The 17,177-nt window shown below is 36.9% G+C and carries 11 protein-coding genes and 2 pseudogenes; 7 read left to right on the top strand and 6 right to left on the bottom strand.

What is annotated here, in order from left to right; genetic code table 11:
- Positions 1 to 708 precede the first annotated feature (708 nt).
- Both F6K40_RS30675 and clpP read left to right on the top strand, forming a co-directional pair.
- Positions 709 to 1,809 carry an acyltransferase family protein gene (locus F6K40_RS30675; protein ID WP_293141428.1) on the top strand — a complete coding sequence of 367 codons (1,101 nt, stop codon included), beginning with the start codon at positions 709 to 711 and terminating at the stop codon, positions 1,807 to 1,809.
- Positions 1,810 to 3,633: 1,824 nt separating this feature from the next.
- Positions 3,634 to 4,242, top strand: a complete 609-nt coding sequence (clpP, locus tag F6K40_RS30670) for an ATP-dependent Clp endopeptidase proteolytic subunit ClpP (RefSeq protein ID WP_293141426.1) — start codon at positions 3,634 to 3,636, stop codon at positions 4,240 to 4,242.
- Between the two features lie 230 nt (positions 4,243 to 4,472).
- Here the strand turns inward: clpP and F6K40_RS30665 are convergent, their stop codons facing one another.
- Positions 4,473 to 5,633, bottom strand: coding sequence for a hypothetical protein (locus F6K40_RS30665; protein WP_293141424.1), 1,161 nt, complete (start codon positions 5,631 to 5,633; stop codon positions 4,473 to 4,475).
- Between the two features lie 823 nt (positions 5,634 to 6,456).
- Between F6K40_RS30665 and F6K40_RS30660 the strand changes: the two genes are divergently transcribed.
- The 3 genes from F6K40_RS30660 (at position 6,457) to F6K40_RS30650 (ending at position 13,163) form a co-directional block, all read left to right on the top strand.
- Positions 6,457 to 7,632, top strand: coding sequence for an RRXRR domain-containing protein (locus F6K40_RS30660; RefSeq protein WP_293141422.1), 1,176 nt, complete (start codon positions 6,457 to 6,459; stop codon positions 7,630 to 7,632).
- Positions 7,633 to 7,960: 328 nt separating this feature from the next.
- Positions 7,961 to 10,267 (top strand): ribonuclease R family protein, encoded by a 2,307-nt coding sequence (locus tag F6K40_RS30655; RefSeq protein WP_293141420.1) that lies wholly within the window; start codon positions 7,961 to 7,963, stop codon positions 10,265 to 10,267.
- Between the two features lie 904 nt (positions 10,268 to 11,171).
- Entirely contained in the window at positions 11,172 to 13,163 is a 1,992-nt protein-coding gene (locus F6K40_RS30650; protein WP_293141418.1) for a bifunctional serine/threonine-protein kinase/formylglycine-generating enzyme family protein, read from the top strand.
- Positions 13,164 to 13,636: 473 nt separating this feature from the next.
- Here the strand turns inward: F6K40_RS30650 and F6K40_RS30645 are convergent.
- From F6K40_RS30645 to F6K40_RS30630, 4 genes and pseudogenes are all read right to left on the bottom strand, one after another.
- A pseudogene (locus F6K40_RS30645) lies at positions 13,637 to 14,670 on the bottom strand (RNA-guided endonuclease InsQ/TnpB family protein).
- 138 nt (positions 14,671 to 14,808) lie between these two features.
- Positions 14,809 to 14,940, bottom strand: coding sequence for a hypothetical protein (locus F6K40_RS30640; protein ID WP_293141416.1), 132 nt, complete (start codon positions 14,938 to 14,940; stop codon positions 14,809 to 14,811).
- A 371-nt stretch (positions 14,941 to 15,311) separates the two neighbouring features.
- On the bottom strand, positions 15,312 to 15,629 hold the full coding sequence (locus F6K40_RS30635; protein ID WP_293141414.1) for a type II toxin-antitoxin system VapC family toxin: 318 nt from the start codon (positions 15,627 to 15,629) through the stop codon (positions 15,312 to 15,314).
- Positions 15,630 to 15,875: a hypothetical protein gene (locus F6K40_RS30630; protein ID WP_293141412.1), complete on the bottom strand. Its 246-nt coding sequence runs from the start codon at positions 15,873 to 15,875 to the stop codon at positions 15,630 to 15,632.
- A 290-nt stretch (positions 15,876 to 16,165) separates the two neighbouring features.
- On the opposite strand from F6K40_RS30630, the gene F6K40_RS30625 reads away from it, so the two are divergent.
- Both F6K40_RS30625 and F6K40_RS30620 read left to right on the top strand, forming a co-directional pair.
- Positions 16,166 to 16,408 carry a hypothetical protein gene (locus tag F6K40_RS30625; protein ID WP_293141411.1) on the top strand — a complete coding sequence of 81 codons (243 nt, stop codon included), beginning with the start codon at positions 16,166 to 16,168 and terminating at the stop codon, positions 16,406 to 16,408.
- A gap of 168 nt (positions 16,409 to 16,576) precedes the next feature.
- Positions 16,577 to 16,828, top strand: coding sequence for a type II toxin-antitoxin system VapC family toxin (locus F6K40_RS30620; RefSeq protein ID WP_293141410.1), 252 nt, complete (start codon positions 16,577 to 16,579; stop codon positions 16,826 to 16,828).
- Between the two features lie 168 nt (positions 16,829 to 16,996).
- Here the strand turns inward: F6K40_RS30620 and F6K40_RS30615 are convergent.
- Positions 16,997 to 17,177: pseudogene (locus F6K40_RS30615) on the bottom strand (hypothetical protein); the annotation flags it as partial.

Genomic DNA, 17,177 nt, shown 5'->3' with positions numbered 1-17,177 from the left:
GCAATCGGTTCTTATGTTGTCACAATTCAAAAATCACAAATCAACTCCAAAACTCTTACCGAATAATTAAGGTCTAAAGCCTCTTCTTTTAAGGAGAAAAAAGAAAAAAATCATTTTACTCAATCCTCTTTTTTAAGGAGAGGTAATTATTAATTATTAATTATTGAACTATCGATCATTGCCTGCCAAATTATTCCTAAGCAGTAGAGTCGGAAGATTTTTGACAGGAATAAAATAAGATTGCTATATCTCTTATGAATTATTCATTACCACAAAATGAGGTCTAACAGCTGATTTGTAAACTTACCCAAAAGTCTTATATTACCTAGCTTTTAGCAATTATAAATTTACTTGGCAAAAATCCTGAAAGCTAAATATAGCAACTCATTCAGTGCCTTAATATTTACTTTATAAATTAGCTCCAAAGCCTCCCCCTTTTAAGGGAGTGAAAAAAATATTTAATTCAGTATTTCAAACCTCATTTCAAACCTCCGACTTTAGTCGGAGGTTCACTGGTAACTGATAACTGATAACTAAAATGACCTCTGCCTCTGCTTAAAACCGAGAGTATTGAATCAAGTACGGAAATCTTATTAATGAATAATTGATGGATAGTAGATAATAAAAACTATCTCTAATTATCAATGCTCCATTGGTAAGGAGAAACTTTAAAGCTCTGGAATTAATTATCTATTATCCATTATCCAAATGCGCTTAAAATCTCTCGACGTATTTCGTGGCATTACCATTGCCAGCATGATTCTTGTTAATAACCCAGGCAGTTGGAGTTATGTTTATCCACCCTTACTTCATGCAAAATGGCATGGTTGTACACCTACAGATTTAATATTCCCTTTCTTCTTATTTATCATGGGTGTAGCTATGACTTTTTCCCTGTCAAAATACACCGATAAAAATCAACCTACTCCACAAATTTACCAGAGAATTTTCCGGAGATTTCTAATACTTTTCCTCTTAGGTTTACTACTAAATGGCTTTCCCAATTACAACTTAGCTACTATTCGGATTATGGGAGTATTGCAACGTATTAGTTTAGCCTACCTCCTCGCAGCGATCGCCATGCTCAACCTGTCCCGAAAACAACTTTATGGACTTGCCATTACCTTACTAATTGGATACTCAATAACCATGCAATTAATACCCGTTCCTGGTTATAGCATTGGCAACCTTTCCCCAGAAGGAAACCTTGGTGCCTATATCGATCGCCTCATTCTTACCCAACAACATTTGTGGGCAGGCAAACCATACGACCCAGAAGGACTATTTAGTACCTTACCTGCCATAGTTACCGTTTTGATCGGTTACCTTACAGGAGAATGGCTCAAATATCAACCAATCAAAAGTCGCACCAGCTTAAATCTAGTAATTTCCGGTCTAAGCTGTTTAGTCGTCGGGTATCTGTGGGGACTATTTTTTCCGATCAATAAAGCTTTATGGACAAGTTCCTATGTGATATTTACTGCTGGATGGGCCTTACTGTTATTAGCTGGTTGTTATGAGGCGATCGAAGTTCGAGGTTGGCAGAAATGGGGACATCCATTTGAAGTAATGGGATTAAATGCCATATTTATATTTGTTGGGTCTGGATTTTTAGCAAGGCTAATGATTTATAACAAAATTAGTGGGGTTGAAAATTCTCCTACTATTAAGACATGGATATATGAACAATTTTTTCAATCTTGGGCAGGTGCATTTAATGGTTCTTTGATTTTTGCTATTGTCAATGTATTATTCTGGTGGGGAATTTCTGATTTAATGTATCGTCGCAGTTGGTTTCTAAAAGTTTAATCAATCTTGGCAGTCATTTCAGTTATCAGTTATCAGTTACCAGTTACCAGTTAGTATTCTTCGGAGGAACTGCCTCTTAATTTTTTGGTCAGAAAGTCAGGATTTAGCTATTAGCTATTTTCATCTCTCAGTAATAAAAATAAAATCAGTTATTAATCAATTTAGTATACAAAATTTGTTAAGGTACTCTGATAAATATTGATATTAAAAATAATAATCAGAATCCTCAGCACAGATAGAATATTTTTTACATCCTTTCCATTAAAGAGGTAGTTAATGAAAATCTCCAAAGTAGTCATCAAAAAATTCCTTTTTTTCCCGAACCTAACTCTCAAGAAAAACTCAGACGTCATAGTAATAAGTCGGCCTAGATAGAATATTTTTTACATCCTTTCCATCAAAGAGGTCGTTAATGAAAATCTCCAAAGTAGTCATCAAAAAATTCCTTTTTCTCCCGAACCAAACCCTTAAGAAAAACTCAGACGTTATAGTAATGAGTCGGCCGAGATGGAATATTTTATTCATCCCTTCCATCAAAGAGGTAGCCAATCAAAATCTCCAAAGCGAGGAGCATCAAAATTACTTTTTTTTCCTAGAAAAATTCTCGACAGATACTCCAGAGGTTATAGCAATAAGTCGGCCTAGATAGAATATTTTCTACATCCTTTCCATCAAAGAAGTACCCAATGAAAATCTTCAAAATAGTCATCATAAAAATTCCTTTTTTTCCCTAGAAAAATTCTCGACAGATACTCAGAGATTATAGCAATAAGTCGGCCTAGATAGAATTTTTTTACATCCTTTCCATCAAAGAGGTAGCCAATGAAAATTTCCAAAATAATCATCATAAAAATTCCTTTTTCTCCCGAACCAAACCCTTAAGAAAAACTCAGACTTTGTAGTAATAAATCAGGACAGATAGAATATTTTTTACATCCTTTCCATCAAAGAGGTCGTTAATGAAAATCTCCAAAGTAGTCATCAAAAAATTCCTTTTTTTCCCGAACCAAACCCTTAAGAAAAACTCAGACGTTATAGTAATGAGTCGGCCGAGATGGAATATTTTATTCATCCCTTCCATCAAAGAGGTCGTTAATGAAAATCTCCAAAATAGTCATCAAAAAATTCCTTTTTTTCCCGAACCAAACCCTCAATAAAAATTCAGACGTTATAGTAATAACTCAGCACAGATAGAATATTTTTTATATCCCTTCCATCAAAGAGCTAGTCAATGAAAATCTCCAAAATAGTAATAAAGAAAATATCCCTTTTTTCTCACAAAAGGCTACAAATATCAGTAGTGGAATAAATTTTTCAGAAAAGTCTAAGTTGAAAAAGGGTTCGGCAATTTTCTTAATGGTAAATTATATTTGTATCTGCCCCATTCTATCTTTGGTATCCTGTTTATAGAAACTAGAGAGGAAAATTTTATGGAAATTCAAAACATCTTAGGGTCTGTCATCAATTAAAAGTTAGAAGCTTTATCACTCAAGGTTTTTAGTATCTGGAGTCTTTTAAGGCTAAAAACTCAAAACTCTTGCTACATAGCACTGTCAAATTTAATTGATGACACGCCCTAGATTCAGACGAAAGTGAATTTATCACAGTCAATAAATAGGTTAATATATTTAGGATTGATGTTAAGTTTTTGATTCAATTGAAATCTTTTAGAGTAATATCAGAAATGGCTTATACATAGCAAACCCTAATAATATCTAGCTAAATTCAAATCAAAAAAAGTTTGCTAAAGTTATACTCTAATCCCTAATATATACATATTATTGATGTCAATATTGTTGACCTTTAAATTTTGAGTAAAAGACTATGATTCCAACCGTTATTGAACAATCTGGCCGTGGCGAAAGAGCCTTCGATATTTACTCTCGGCTGTTGCGCGATCGCATAATTTATCTAGGAGAAGGGATAGACTCTGACCTGGCCAACCTAATTGTAGGCCAATTATTATTTTTAGACTCAGAAGACCCAGAAAAAGATATTTACCTCTATATAAACTCCCCTGGTGGTTCCGTTAGTGCTGGAATGGGTATTTATGACACCATGAGACACGTTCGGCCTGACGTATGTACTATTTGTATGGGAATAGCAGCCAGTATGGGAGCATTTCTTCTGAGTGGAGGAACAAAAGGCAAAAGAATGAGTCTACCTCACGCCCGCATTATGATTCACCAACCACTAGGCGGTGCCCAAGGTCAGGCCACAGATATTGAAATCCAAGCTAAAGAGATTTTATACCTCAAAAAATATCTCAATGAATGTTTAGCAGAACATACAGGTCAACCTATAGAAAGAATTACCGAAGATACAGAAAGAGACTTTTTTATGTCAGCCTCAGAAGCAATGGAATACGGCATAATAGACCAAGTTTATAATCGTAATCCATCCAATTATCAACCTATATCTCCTGTGAATTAGGGAATAGGGAATAGGGAATAGGGAATAGGGAGAAGGAGTAGGGCATTTGAGGAGGTAATTGGAAAAATTGTCCCTTGATTTTTCTGCCCCTACTTCATTAACTGTAAGTCATCAGGGCAGTTAGAATATTCTTGCGCTTCTCAAATCAAATTTAGTCCGTGCTGCAAATGTACGGGCAAATGGTCATCTACTCCTGCTTCTGACTTCTAACTTCTAACTTCTGACTTCATTTATTGATGCGTATCTAACGCCTCTAATTTTTGTAAAAAATCTTGCAATTGCTCAAAAGAAAGCCGTGTACGACCCTCCTCTCCATAATTTTTTTTGAGAAAAGTTTTTCCTTTTGTGGTATTCCAACCCAAACGTTTAATTTCATCAGTAGTTTTGGTAAACACTTCCAAATACTGCAAAAAACTTTGTAATTCATCTATACTTAATTGATCTAAAGATTCTTTATTGTGGTTGTAATCAAGATAATCTTTTTGTTGCTTTGCATTCCAACCTTGACCCTTAATTGTTTTTGTAACTTTATGTAAGATATCTAAATATTGATGGAAATGCGATAACTCTTCAGTTGTTAAAAATTGGCGTGTTTTTTGACTATAATTTTGCTCTATAAACTCTCGCTCCTGCTCTTTTGTCCATGCTAAACTATCCATTAAAATATCTATACTGACATTATCATCAGATACATCCTGTGATAAATCCGAAGCATAAGTTTCATTATTACTATTTATTTTAGGAGCTAAATCTATTTCAGAATTTATTGGTTCTGATGTAGTTATTTTAGTTTCTAGTTGATTTGTAGAATCTGTTAGTGATTCTGTAGTTTCATCAAACTTTTCTTCCTTTTGTTCCTGACTATAATCTGTATCTAACCAACTATTATCAAACCCACTTGAATCTTGAGCAGAATCAGAAATATCATCATAATTAATACTAGATTCTACTGTTAGTAATTCCTCCTTTTCCAGTGAGGTAGGAATTTCTGATTCTAGCAAGGCAGACAAAACAGTTGGAGTATCAGAAACTTCATTAAAATCTAGATTTAATCCTGCTGTTGGTAATTCCTCTGTTTTTATTTGTAAAGGAGTATTGACAGATTTGGTAAATTGTGACTTATGGTTAGTAGCAGATGGAGATGGAGATGGAGAAAGTTCAACAGAAGTTTGAGGTGCAGAAAAAGATGTATCAAGTGTAAGACAAGAGAGCGATCGCTCTCTTGCTTTGTCCTCTGCCAACTCCACAGTATCAGCAGACCCTAATCCAGTAGCTAAAGTTTCACCATTCACCAGGACTAAGGCACGAACTATATATTTACCATTATGAATAGTAATTAATTCAGAGATTAAGCAACCTGTAGGATAAGAAGCTCGAAAACGTTCTAACATAATTCTTTACTTGGTGAAACAATTAAGAAATTTCAATATCCAATTTACTACATTAATAAAAATTACTTTTGCCACTCTCAAAAAATCTTGTCAACAAAAGGATTGTCTGCTAATATTATCAATACTAAAAACTAGGCTAGTTTAATTTAACTTGGATTGAGACTTGAAACCCTGTACAAAACTTTTCAAAGTGGGTAGGTAAGAAAAAGGTGGTTAAAAAGTCCATTAATCTTAAATGAATGTCCCAAAAATAGTGAGTGGAATTAAAGTAGCAAAGTTTTCATCTTAACGTTGGTTTGAGACCTGCGCTCTCCTGTAAGAGATGGTCTGGAGGAAAACAAATAAATATTAAGGTTTGACATATAATATGTTAAAGTTTGAGTGTTGTACAAGTAAACAGTAGATGGTTAAGAAAGTGTACAAATTCAGATTTTAATAGGTGGAAGTCCTACCCATTTTAAGCCTGTCAAAAAGATAAGTTACAGACTCGGGTCAGAAATCTTCAGTGAAGCAGAAAGCTAGCTCCAAAACTAAAAATACTATTTTGGGTAATTAATGGTAAGTTTATTAGAACAGAAAACTAGCATAAACGCAACTGAGCTGCTAAGGTCAACTTCTGCGGGCTAAAGCCGCGTAGCTTGAGCCACCCAAGGCTTAACTAAGAGTTGGCTAGACTAATAAGCCAAAAACGATAACACCTCTGGGTATTTCCCTAGCCCGGACTATTTGTTGGCCTTCTTGGGTGAAGGCATTGCGTCAATGCAAGACACAACGTTTTTGGTGGTAGACGGGACACACAACTTGTTCTCATAGGATTATCTCCATGATTAGAGTACCTGTTCAGAATCCAGACGGTTCCCCTGCAATGCCGACAAAAGCATCGCGGGCTCGCCGTTGGGTAAAGTCCGGAAAAGCTACAGAACATTGGAATGACATCGGCTTGTACTATGTCCGTCTGGTAACTGAACCATCAGGTCGTAAAACTCAGAAAATAGCAGTTGGCTGCGACCCTGGCCAAAACTATACAGGAATAGCGGTTCAATCTGCTAAGTTCACCCTTTTTACAGCCCATTTGGTTTTGCCATACGAGCGCGTTAAAGAACGGCTTGGCTCTGCTGTTATCAAGCAAGGCAAAGTAATTAAAAATGTCAGAAACCGAGCATTGCAACGTCGGGTACGGCGTGGTAGAAGGATTAACATAAAAGTACCTTTTAGCCTACGCGCTCATCGCCAAAAACGATTTAATAATCGCACTAAAAAAGGAAAAATAGCTCCATCTATTCGAGCTTCTAGGGAAATGGAAATCAGAATAATAACTGAAATTTCTCAAGTATTTCCTATGAGCAAAATTGTTTACGAATTGGTTAACGCTGATGTCGATTTAACTAGCGGTAGAAAAAGGGCGCGTTCGGGCCAAGGGTTTTCTCCTGTTATGGTGGGACAATATTGGTGTGTAGAGCAACTTAAGTCTATTGCCCCAGTAAAAACTGTTTATGGTTGGCAGAAAAATAATAATGGGACCAGTCAAATCCGCCGATATTTAAAGCTGGAGAAAATCAAAGATAAAAAGGCTCAAGTACGAGAATCTCATGCAGTAGATGGGATTGCTTTGGCGGCAAGTGAGTTTGTCCGTCACGGCGTAACCCCTGGTAAAAAAAGCGATATTTGGGGATGGAAAGGTTTGATTAACATTACTCCTTGCATTTTCCGAGTGATAACCAGACCTGCCTATTTTCGCCGCGCTTTGCACTTTGATAATGCTGAGAAAGGCGGTATTCGCAAACGTAAAGGAGGGACAATTACTCCTTTTAATGTTAGATACGGCGATAAAGTTTTAGCAAAAAAAGCAGGGTTTACTTACATTGGATGGGTCGGTGGCTTCACTGATGCTAAAGCCAAAAACATTAGCGTTTATGACCACAACTGGAAAAGACTCGGACAATTTTCTCCCAAAAAAGTCCAACTGATTCGTCGTTCAAATAAACTTTGCGTTATTTAATAACCCTCGGCATTGAAAACCCGATCGCCTTTCCTCCACGATGCAAAAAAGACCTGGATTCCAGGCTCTCAATTAGTCCTCTTGAGGAAACCTGAGTGAAACACTTAACTAGCTATCAGCTTTTAGCATCCAGCTATCAGCTTTTTGCAGCTCTGGTTAAAATCCCCTGCAACTATTACCCAGGATTTTTAGGAGGGATTGAAGTCTTCTTCTAAATGTAAAAAAAATAATCCGACTGATTGCTAAGTGCTGAGTGCTGACCGCTTCTTTAAAGGCAGACTAATTTATAGATACAGTATAACCGATAAGAAAAAGGATAAAACGCTGCATGAAATTTTCCATCGCTACACTCCTAGCAAATTTCAGTGATGACAAATTAGTCGCTCCCAAAGCAGTAGAGAAAAAACTAGATTGTCAAGACGATCGAAGTATCAGGAAATTACAAATTGCCTTGGATGCTCTCGAAAGAATAGGAGTTCTCGCAAAAGACAAAGGTCGCTATCGACGACTTTTGGAAGAGGCACTCGTAGAAGCAAAATTGCGGTGTTCCAGCAAAGGATTTTGCTTTGCGATACAAGACTCAGAGGGAACAGAAGATATTTACATTCGCGAGAGTCATCTAAGCAATGCTTGGAATGGCGATCGCGTCTTTGTGAAAATTATCAAAGAAGGAAGTCGTCGCCGGAGTCCGGAAGGAGAAGTCAAGCTAATATTAGAACGTGCTAACCCTTCTTTATTAGCAAGAATCAAGCAAATAAATGGGCACAATGGAGATCCCTACTATCGAGCAGTTCCCCTAGACGATCGCCTACTATTTGAATTAGACTTAGTACCAGAAGGTCCAGACTTAGTAGATGCGATAGACCACTTGGTCCATGTTGAAGTATTGCGCTATCCCCTAGGAGAGAAACGTCCAATAGGAAGAGTAGTTCAAATTCTTGGTTCAGATGCAGAAGCAGCAGATGACCTAGACATAGTATGTTGCAAACATGATTTACCCCGGTCTTTTCCAGATGCAGTTCTCAAAGAAGCAGAGTCTCTAGTAAACCACTCTACCAAAGAAGATCAAAAAAATAGACTGGATTTGCGCGAACTACTTACAGTTTCTTTTGGAGAACTAAATAAGAAAGACATTAATCATGCTCTGAGTATAGAAACCACAACTTCTGGTTATTGGCGAGTAGGAGTTCACATTGCTGATGTAGCTTATTTTATTAAAGCAGACTCCCCACTAGATAAAGAAGCTCGTAAGCGAAGTATCAGTATATATCTGCGAGATGACATAGTTCCTATATTGCCATATGGGTTATCAACTGATTACTTTTCTTTACTACCAGAAAAAGATCGACTAGCTATATCTATCCTCATTACCGTCAATAAAAACGGTCAGATAGTTGAATTTGAGATTGAACCTAGTGTGATTCAGGTAGATGCTCATCTCAGTTATGAGCAAACCAGAAAAATTATTAATGGCAACACAGAGGAATTAGTTAATCTAAACTTAGAGCAACTAGAGAATGTCATTAATAAACTCCAGGATGTTAGTCAAGCAGTCCGAACTGCCAGATTACGAAGAGGTGCTTTTGACCTAAATTTACCAGATGAAAAAAGCTACTACAACGATGAGAGTCCCTTGGGAGCAATGATAGTTCCTGAGATGTTTCCAGCTCGTTCCATGGTAGCAGAATTGATCGTCCTGGCAAACCAAGCAATAGCGAGTCACTTGCTAGCTCTAGGAGTACCTGCAATTTATCGAGTCCAAAATTCGCCAGAACCTGGAGATATCCAAGAATTTATTAAATTAGCTAGTAATCTTGGAGCTGACTTATATCTAGAAGATGAGGAAGATGTACAACCTGCTGACTATCAAGCATTTGTGGAGGAATTTACTACATCAAAATCAGAAAGAGTCCTAACATACTTGCTCGAAGATACTTTGAAACCTGCAATTTACAGTACCATTGCTCAACCTCATTTTGGATTAGCTTTACAACATGGTTATATTCATTGTACGTCACCAATTTCTAGATATTCCGATTTATTGATTTCACGAGTATTACATACTGTATTTAATGAAGGTCGCGATCGCCGTTCTAGTCGTTCTAAGGAAGGAGTCGAACTGGGTCACTCTTCATGTCATGGCAAAATCTCCTGGAATGTTTTAGCTCCTGAAATACAACAAGATTTAGAAGCACAACTAACATCAGTAGTGGTGCATTTGACGGAACGAGAAAATGTAGCACAGGACGGCCAAGAAGACTTAGAAGGATTAATTAAAACTGGATTAATGAAAGAACTGACTGGTCAAACTTTCCAAGGTTTGATTACTGGGGTACAGTCTTATGGTTTCTTTGTAGAAATTGAAATTTCTTCTGAGTCTACAGAAACTTTCAGAGTCGAGGGTTTAGTTCATGTATCTTCTCTGAAAGATGACTGGTATGAATATCGTTCCCGACAACAAACACTTGTCGGACGCAAAAATCGTAACCAGTATCGACTAGGGGATACGGTAGAAGTACAGGTTAAGAGTGTTGATTATTATCGCCAGCAAATTGACTTAGTTGCAGTTAGTGGGGGTAGCACTGCTTTTGATGATGAAGAGTTTTCTTCTTCTAGTAATCCTTATCGATTTTGATTAAGTAGTGGACTGTTTTGGCTAAAATAGTGCTTTAGAGAAGTCTTGGCTAGACACGGATTTGGCCACGGATACACGGATAGATGATTAATCAGTTATCAGTTTTTGGTTAACAATAACGAAGTCTTGGCTAGACAAGGATTTGGCCACGGATGTACGGATGGATGATTAATCAGTTATTAGTTGTTGGTTAACAATAACGAAGTCTTGGCTAGACACGGATTTGGCCACGGATACACGGATGGATGATTAATCAGTTATTAGTTGTTGGTTAACAATAACGAAGTCTTGGCTAGACACGGATTTGGCCACGGATACACGGATGGATGCACAGCTAAAACTGTGCAGAAATCTTTTTTCGTATCACTGATACTGCATCACCCCATCATCTCATTTTCTAATGCACCATTTAAGCTGTGTCGGTCTACTAGAAGAGGTGGTTGACAAGAAAATTTGACATGGTATTATACTTATAATGGAAAAGGTGCGCTCATATATACTCAAGTTAAGTTAGGCTAAAAAAACCATTCTTGCCTATTAAGATTAAGTTTAGTAGGTTGGGTTGAACGATAGTGAAACCCAACAAAACCTTACTAATGTTGGGTTTATCCTAACGGATAAGCTCCGCTTTTCATGTCGCGTAGCGAAACGTTCCTCAACCCAACCTACATCTGAAAAAGCTGATAATATCATGTCCGGTAGCATCGGTATTGTAAAAGGGTAAGAATTCAGAATTTAGAATGCGAGAATTTAGAATTCAGAAATTTGGGATGAAAGCTTGATTTATCTTGGAATTAAGGGTATTAACCCCGAAAAAACTTAAATTTTCTGTAGGTATTCAGCCTTTAGTTTACACAAACGATACCAGCGGACATGATATAACTGATAACCGTTAACTAAAACAATGCAGCCTGGAAGAATCCTGAGAAACCATTACAAAATTATTGCTACCCTTGGCAGTGGAGGGTTCGGAGATACCTATTTGGCTGAAGATTTAGATTTACCAAGAAATCCCAAATGTGTTGTTAAACATCTCAAACCTAAAACCTCAGACCCAACTGTTTTTCCTGTTGCTCTTAAGTTATTTGAGAGGGAGGCGGAGACGTTATACGAGTTAGGCAGAGATTCAGACCAAATACCAAAGTTATTTGCTCATTTCCAGGAAGGAGCGGAATTTTACTTAGTACAAGAATTTATAGAAGGGCACGATATAAGTAAGGAACTGACCGAGGGGAAAAAATTAAGCGAGTCTTACACTATTACTTTACTGACAGGAATTTTAGAAGCATTAGCGGTAGCTCATCAAAAAAATATTATTCACCGAGACATTAAACCACAAAATTTGATGCGCCGTAAGTCGGATAACAAAATAGTATTGATAGATTTTGGGGCGGTGAAAGAAATAAGTGTATTAACTACTGCTAACCAACCAGGGGCAACAACTTTAACTGTAACGGTGGGAACTCCTGGATATATGCCAAGCGAACAAAGTAATGGCAAACCTAAGTTGAGTAGCGATATCTATGCTGTGGGAATGGTAGGAATAAAAGCACTGACTGGGAAGGAACCTAAAGATTTACCGACAGACCAAGATACAGAAAATATTATCTGGCGGAACGAGGCAAGGGTAAGTAATTATCTGGCAGATATTTTGGATAAGATGGTGCAGGAGTATTTTCGAGAGCGTTATAAAAATGCGATGGAGGTATTGGAGGCGTTAAATATTTTAGTTGCTCCACAACCAACACCTGTTCCGACTCCTGTTCCGACTCCAGCGCCAACTATTCCATCTATTCCTATTCCAAAAACAAAAGCGCTAGTTGCTCCACAACCAATACCAGTACCAGCAGTTTCGTCTGTATCTAAAACTCCACCCCAGTTTGATAAAACCAGAAGACGAATATTGATATTGGGAGGTTTGGCAGGGGGTGGGTTTGTCACGGCAATGTTAACTAAAGATTGGTGGAGTAGAACACCTCCAGAAAATATTTCTACTTCTGAAACAACAGAAGAAATTTCTCCAGAAATTATTTCTTCTCCTGAACCAACACCAGAACCTACCCCTTCTCCCGAACCAGAATTTTCCATTCAGACATTTACAACTGTCAAAGTTAATAGCAGAGGAGAAATAATCAGTCGCTCTGAAGCTAAAGCAGAAGTAACGACAGAAAACCTAGGTAATCGAGTTTTCCTAGAAATGGTAAAAATTCCTGGAGGTAGATTTCTCATGGGTTCTCCAGAAACAAAAGTAGAGAGAAAAGATAGTGAAGGTCCGCAACATTATGTAGATGTGCCAGAGTTTTTTATGGGAAAGTATCTAGTCACTCAAGCACTGTGGAAAGCAGTTATGGGAAATAATCCTTCTGGATTTAAAGGTGCAAACCGCCCTGTAGAAAAAGTAGATTGGTATGAAGCGACTGAATTTTGTCAGAAACTCTCAGAAAGAACGGGTAAAAAATATAGTTTACCCAGTGAGAGTCAGTGGGAATATGCTTGCCGAGCTGGAACAACCACACCATTTTATTTTGGGGAAACTATAACGTCTGAGTTAGTTAACTATAATGGCAATCATCCTTATCGAAATGCACCGAAAGGAAAATACCGCAGACGAACAACAGATGTAGGAGTTTTTCCTCCCAATAGTTTTGGCTTGTACGATATGCACGGTAATGTCTGGGAATGGTGTCAGGATGTTTGGCATGATAATTATGAAGGTGCGCCTACTGATGGTAGTGCTTGGGAAATTGGAGGTGATAGTAAAGTAAGAATTCTCCGTGGGGGTGGCTGGTACTGGACTTCTAGGCATTGCCAGTGTGCCTGGCGTGGCGGCGACGATGCCAAGGTAGTTGGCACTAATAGGGGTTTTCGGATTGTCTTGTCTATCTCTGGTTCCTAGGATTCTTCCCCTTTATTCTTTTCCTCTTTTCCCCTTTTCCCTCTTCTCTTTTTCCTCCCGCGAAGGGGAAAAATTTTTTTTTCAGAGTCAGTTTAGTAGGGTGTGTTAATGAAATGTCACGCACCGCCTATCCCAAATACTTACACAGGCAAACCCAGAAACCAGGTTTCTAGGAGAAATCGGGTTTCTTTGGAATTATGAAATGCCAGCTATTGCTCTAACAGACTAGGGAATACAGAATATTCTAGTCCGAGGGCGATCGCTATGAACCAGGCTATTTCCTAACATCAATTGAGGTACACTGGTTTCCCGATGATCCAGATACCTTTTGGACCGCGCCGAGCCGGAATTATTCTAGGCATTCCACTGCTTCATAAAACCGATATAAAACGTCACATAACGTGATATTTTACTGTTTACTTCCTGCTTTCCTACGGAATGCTGCGCAAACAACTGAGGCCGTCGGCGGTTACTCATCCACAAGCATTCACGGTCAAGCCGACCGCATCTTTCAAATTAATACTGGCGTTTAAATCTCTATCTATTGACAATCCACATTCTGGGCAATCATAAGTTCTTAGGTTTAATGGCATATCTTGGACGTGACCGCAGTTAGAGCAAGTTTTTGATGATGGAAAAAATCTATCAACTACCACTAGCTCACAACCGTACCATTTGCACTTATACTCAAGCTGTCGCCTAAATTCGTAAAATCACTATCTGCTATCTGATTTTGCTAGCTTATGATTACGTAACATTCCCCGAACATTGTCATACTTCAATAACAACAGTGCCGTGGTTTTTGGCTAAGTATGTTGTCAATTTATGAAGTGCGTCATGACGGATGTTTGCTACTTTTCTATGCAGCCTGGCTATCTTCAGTTGCGCTTTTTTCCAGTTAGCAGAACCTACCTCTTTATGACGATTTAGGTATTGCAGCCTAGACAACTTGGCTTCAAATTTCTGATACGATTTCACACTTTCAAATACTTTTCCGTTACTTAATGTAGCTAAAGTTTTCACTCCTAAATCTACACCAACTACATCAGTTTTTTTTGGTGTAGTTGTGGCCTGAAATTCATAGCTACAACTGATATACCAGTCACCTGCTTGTCTACTAATGGTGATTTTCTTGGTTGTTACCTCAATGGGTTCATAAGTTTTGATCATACCAATGAAAGGTAATTTGTGATTCCATCCATTTAATTCTATTGGTTTTCCACAATTATCAATTGTGAAGGAATCAGACTTACCTTTCTTTTTAAACCTTGGGTGTTTACCCAACCCTTGAAAAAACCTCTTAAATGCTTCACCTAAATTGATGAAAGCGTATTGGTAAACTCGCTTACGACAAATTTTTCATCCAAGGATATAAAGGCTTTGCGTGATTCGTAAAAACTTCTCTCAGCTTAAGGGTATTAGGCTTGTAACCAGCCTTGTAAGCAGCATTCCACAAGCTTAAACCCCAATTATAACACCAACGTGAGTAGCCTGCGTGTTGAGCCATCAGAGTTTTTTGCTTGTTCCACGAGTTTGAGCTTGGTTAATCATGGATTTCATGTTATGTGTGTTTTGTATGCGCAGCAAACAGAGTCTGTTTAATAGTACGCTTTATAACTTATAATATCGTTATTCTTTGATTAAGTCAATGCTCTTTAACTGGAATTTTCCAGAATCTGCCTTGTTTTTCCACTCCTTTGACTCTTCCTTGAGCGAGTAAAACTAATAGACGTTGACGAGAGATACCTAATAAAAAAGACGCTTCTCTAGTACCCATAGTTTTCTCCTTAACTATTGACCAATAGTTAGGTGTTAAAAAAAAGATAACATTAAAGAAGTTATCTAAAAATCAGTATAAACACTCATTATTGGTTTTGTCTACCTAAAGCTTGCTGAAAAAGTATGAGTCGTTAGGATAGGAGTCAACTGAGACGGCCCAAAGCTGAACCGAGAGGTTTCAAACCTCAACTTCCTCAAAAGATGCGGTTAGGAGTTCTATTCCGAGGGCGATCGCTATCTACAAAGCAAGCTATTTCCTAACATCAATCTTCAAAAATAATAGAGACTATCAAAATAATTATTCTTACCTCATTGATAAATACCAAAATCTTTTATATCTAGAGACAAAATTCGTTTTTTCTGGCATTTTTAGGCTAAAACAACAAGTGAAGCATCTGCTAAATCCATCGGTAAATCTCTATATTTAGTCATTAATTGTCTAATTCTCAGAACATCGTTATTTTTAATTTCAAATACTTCAAATAATCCCTCTGACATAACATTAATAAAAGTAATTGCTGCTTCAACTCGACGACGAGATTGTAAAAAATAACAAGTTTCTGTCACGACGCACCAAGTTGTAATTAGAGGTTCATTGTATTTAGCAAAAGTCTTTTTAACGGTTTCATGGTAGTTATCATTTTTGTTAGCTAAAGCAACCCAAAATCCAGTATCAACAATAATCATTTATTCTCCCATTTCTTTGATGAAAATTGCCTCACAATTTTCAGCTAAATCTAGCTCTGCCTCAATACAAAAAATAAAACCAAGTTGGCTAAATTTTTCCAGGTGGTTTCTATAGTATTTGAATACTTTTTCATAATAATTTTCTAAAGCATCTCTGATAATTTCATCAATATTTTGTTGAGTTTTTGCTTGGATAAAAGCCAGTTTTTGAGTTTGTAATTCGTTGATTTTAGTAGCAATTTTCATTCTTTCTTCTTTTTAATAGATACAGCAATCCTATTATAAAAACAGCAGCAATTAATTCCATAAAATTATTTAAGAGTATGGCTATTCAGTTATCAGTTATCAGTTATCAGCCTTTTGAGTAAACAGTTATTAGTTATCAATTTTTTTCAGTTATCAGCTTTTTCAGCGATATGATAAATAGATTGTAATTTTGAATCTAAAAAAAATATTAAATGTAGAGTTAGGAGTTGATAAATCATGCAAATTAAAATTAATTTACCAGATAATTTAACGGAAAAAGTTGGAGGTAAATGGGAGAATTTACAACAAAAGATAATTGCTATCTTGTACTAGATGCTTTTCGAGAAAGATTAATTGATTTTGATAAGCTAAAAGAACTGCTCAATTTTTTCTCTGATGCCGAACTTATGGAATTTTTCAAACAAAATAATATGCTTCATTCTCAGAGAAGACTTAATTTATATGGTACTTGTGCCGATCTTGATTTGGTAGAAGATAACCAAGGAATTTGTGACAAGATTGATGATGATTGAGTTGGAGCTTTTAATGAGTAATAACTCTTTAATTTATTTGCTAGATACAAATGTTTTTATTATGTATATGAAGGGAAAATATCAAACTATTAAGAGCCATATCGATCATTTAGAAGCTGAAAAAATTGCGGTTTTTCTGTCGTCAAAGCAGAACTATTTTATGGAGCTATGAGAAGTAATAATCCTCAAAGAAGTTTGAATCTGCAAAAATCGTTTATATCGCAGTTTGTATCTTTGCCCTTTAATGATTTTTGTGCTGAAACTTATGGAAAAATTAGGGCTAATTTAGCTAAAGCTGGAACCCCGATTAGTTCAAATGATATTTTAATTGCCTCTATTGCCTTGGCAAATAATTTAATATTAGTGACTCATAATTTAAGAGAATTTAGCCGAATTGAAGGGTTAACAACTGAAGACTGAAAAACTGATAAATAATAACTGAAAAAAAGCTGATAACTGATAACTGAAAAGGCGATTTCCTACAAACGAACAGCACAAAGTATGCTGAGGTTATTGTCAGTTAAGCTACGAGCGAGCGAATAAATATTTTTTGGTGACCTTACTCACCTGACGAATGAAACCAGACTATCACTTAATGTGTTTGTAGGCTTGCCTTGCAGTGGCTGGATCAAGACTAAATTGAGTGTCTACAAATTGCACTGGATCAAAAGTATTAATCCACACATGAGCGCCACATTTGGCTGGATTATAAGGTCGATAGACGATGTGGCAAGGACCTGAAATATATAAGTCATAACCATAATCGTTC

It is taken from the genome of Okeania sp. SIO3I5 (assembly GCF_010672085.1).
In the GTDB taxonomy this organism is placed as follows: Bacteria; Cyanobacteriota; Cyanobacteriia; order Cyanobacteriales; family Microcoleaceae; genus Trichodesmium.
This window is presented reverse-complemented; position numbering and strand designations above follow the sequence as displayed.

Coding starts and splice junctions, on each gene's coding strand:
- F6K40_RS30620 (WP_293141410.1), top strand. CDS start 16,577: ATGAGAAGTAATAATCCTCAAAGAAGTTTGAATCTGCAAAAATCGTTT.
- F6K40_RS30665 (WP_293141424.1), bottom strand. CDS start 5,633: ATGTTAGAACGTTTTCGAGCTTCTTATCCTACAGGTTGCTTAATCTCT.
- F6K40_RS30655 (WP_293141420.1), top strand. CDS start 7,961: ATGAAATTTTCCATCGCTACACTCCTAGCAAATTTCAGTGATGACAAA.
- F6K40_RS30625 (WP_293141411.1), top strand. CDS start 16,166: ATGGGAGAATTTACAACAAAAGATAATTGCTATCTTGTACTAGATGCT.
- F6K40_RS30640 (WP_293141416.1), bottom strand. CDS start 14,940: ATGGGTACTAGAGAAGCGTCTTTTTTATTAGGTATCTCTCGTCAACGT.
- F6K40_RS30675 (WP_293141428.1), top strand. CDS start 709: ATGCGCTTAAAATCTCTCGACGTATTTCGTGGCATTACCATTGCCAGC.
- F6K40_RS30660 (WP_293141422.1), top strand. CDS start 6,457: ATGATTAGAGTACCTGTTCAGAATCCAGACGGTTCCCCTGCAATGCCG.
- F6K40_RS30630 (WP_293141412.1), bottom strand. CDS start 15,875: ATGAAAATTGCTACTAAAATCAACGAATTACAAACTCAAAAACTGGCT.
- F6K40_RS30635 (WP_293141414.1), bottom strand. CDS start 15,629: ATGATTATTGTTGATACTGGATTTTGGGTTGCTTTAGCTAACAAAAAT.
- clpP (WP_293141426.1), top strand. CDS start 3,634: ATGATTCCAACCGTTATTGAACAATCTGGCCGTGGCGAAAGAGCCTTC.
- F6K40_RS30650 (WP_293141418.1), top strand. CDS start 11,172: ATGCAGCCTGGAAGAATCCTGAGAAACCATTACAAAATTATTGCTACC.